Source organism: Gordonia otitidis NBRC 100426 (assembly GCF_000248075.1).
Classification (GTDB): Bacteria; Actinomycetota; Actinomycetes; order Mycobacteriales; family Mycobacteriaceae; genus Gordonia; species Gordonia otitidis.
The window spans coordinates 1-2,358 of the sequence record NZ_BAFB01000228.1 but is presented as its reverse complement, the minus strand read 5'-3'; the positions used below and the strand labels follow the sequence as shown (position 1 = coordinate 2,358).

The following is a 2,358-nucleotide window of genomic DNA, read 5'->3' as shown; positions in this document are numbered from 1 at the left end:
GGGCCTCCCGTGATGCTGATGGTCTCTGACCACTCACCAGCTATCTCGGGAGGCCCGCTTTCATGTTGACACGGGAGAACGATATGGAAGTACATGCACTGCACAAACGGGGGTGGACGATCTCGGCGATCGCCCGTCACACCGGCCATGACCGCAAGACAATTCGGGCTTATCTCAACGGTGACCGCACGCCAGGCGAACGCAGGAAACCCGAGAGTGATCCGTTCGAGCCGTTCCTGGTCTATGTGACCGCACGACTGAGAGAGGATCCACATCTGTGGTCGCGCACGTTGTGCGACGAACTCGAGAATCTCGGCTACACCCAGTCGTATCAGACGCTCACACGCCAGATCCGTCAGCGCAGTCTGCGACCGAAGTGCGAGGACTGCGCCCAGGTGACCGAGCGGGCGAACGCGATCATTGAGCATCCGCCGGGTGAAGAAACGCAATGGGATTGGGTGGAGTTACCGAACCCGCCAGCGTCGTGGGGATGGGGCTCGACGGCGTATCTGTTCGTCGGTGCGCTCGCCCATTCTGGTCGGTGGCGCGGCTATCTGGCCCCAAACATGACCCGGCCTCACGTGATCGCCGGCCTCGACCGCATCACCCGCAGGCTCGGCGTGGTGAGTAAGGTGTGGCGGTTCGACCGGATGGCCACGGTCTGCCACCCATCCAGCGGCGCAGTAACTGCTGAGTTTGCCGGTGTGGCAAAGCATTACGGGGTATCGGTGGCGATCTGCCCACCGCGCCGCGGCAACCGCAAAGGGGTGGTCGAGTCCTCGAATCATATTGCAGCACAACGTTGGTGGCGCACAGTGCCGGACGAGATCACGGTGGAAGACGCTCAGGTCAGTCTCGACACGTTCTGCCGCACCCGCTCCGATGTGCGGATGCGCCGCACCCGTGATGGCCGCTACAACGTAGCTACCATCGCCAAACGCGAACCCTTGTCCCCGCCACCAGCCGCACCGTTTCCGGCGGTTGTGGCCGAGCCCAGGACCGTTTCTCGACAAGCGCTGGTGGCCTGGCGTGGCAACGAGTACTCGGTGCCACACGAGTTGGCGATGGGCGAGGTGAGCGTGACCGAATGGCTCGGTGATGGCCTCATCGATATCGCCACCACCTCGGGGGTCGTGATCGCGCGGCATCGTCTGGCCGCACCCGGCACTGGTACCCAGATCCGCGACCACGGCCACGTCGTCGCGCTCGATCGGGCGGCGATGGCGTCGGCGGTGGCCGGCGGGCGACCGCACCGCCGCAAGGAACGCATCCCACCCGGCGAACATGCCCGCAGAGCGGCAGACATGCTGCGCCAGAACACAACCAACACCAACGCACACGCTGAGACGACAGTGATCGACATGAGCGTCTACGAGCGCGCCGCACAGAACAGGACCCACCTCCCATGACCTCCAAGAAGACCATGCCCACCACGAACGGAGATTCGAATGCTGTTGCACCACAGTTACAACCGGCGATCTCGCTGTATCAGAAACTCCGCGGCCATCTCGCCGCCCTCAAACTCGACGCCGCAGCCGAAGCCCTGCCACAAGTCCTACACACCGCCGGTGAGCAGGAGTGGTCGATGACCCACACACTCGAACATCTCCTCTCCATCGAGGTCGACGCCACCGAGGCCCGCCGACTGGCCGGCAGGTTGCGATTTGCCTGCCTGCCCACCCCGGCCACCCTGGACGGCTTCGACTACGACGCCGCCCCAGGTGTGGACCGGGCATTGATCCGGGAACTCGGGACGTGTGCCTACCTCGAATCGGCAACCAATGTGCTGCTCATCGGGCCACCCGGCACCGGCAAGACCCACCTCGCGGTCGGCCTCGCGAACGCCGAGGTCCACGCCGGTTACCGCACCTACGTCACCACCGCCGCGGACCTGGCCGCCCGCTGCCACAAAGCCGCGATCGAAGGCCGCTGGGCCACCTGCATGCGAATCTTCGCCGGGCCGACACTTCTGGTGATCGATGAACTCGGCTATCTGCCGTTGCCAGCCGAAGCCGCATCAGCACTGTTTCAAGTTGTTGCACAAGGCTATCTGAAAACCAGCATCGTGATCACGACCAACAGATCCGTCGCCGAATGGGGCGAGGTACTCGGTGACACCACCGTCGCTGCAGCCATGCTCGACCGACTGCTGCACCGCTCAGTCGTGCTCAAACTCGACGGCGACTCCTACCGGCTTCGTGACCACCACGCCCGCACGCACAACCAGCGCACCGCCACCACACCCACCCGAAGATCGCTACAGTAGAAGGCGCCCGCGGGTGGGGGAATTTCAGTGAGCACATCCGGGGAAGTTTCTTGAGCCTCGTCAGCAGCACGGAAACATCGGGGGCTGGTCCT

The 2,358-nt window shown here is 64.0% G+C and carries 2 protein-coding genes; both read left to right on the top strand.

What is annotated here, in order from left to right:
• Positions 1 to 62: 62 nt before the first annotated feature.
• On the top strand, positions 63 to 1,409 hold the full coding sequence (locus GOOTI_RS21680; RefSeq protein WP_007240750.1) for a Mu transposase domain-containing protein: 1,347 nt from the start codon (positions 63 to 65) through the stop codon (positions 1,407 to 1,409).
• Complete coding sequence (gene istB / locus GOOTI_RS21675; protein ID WP_007240749.1) at positions 1,406 to 2,266, top strand: IS21-like element helper ATPase IstB; 861 nt, start codon at positions 1,406 to 1,408, stop codon at positions 2,264 to 2,266. Before GOOTI_RS21680 ends, istB begins: the two co-directional genes overlap by 4 nt.
• Positions 2,267 to 2,358: the final 92 nt, after the last annotated feature.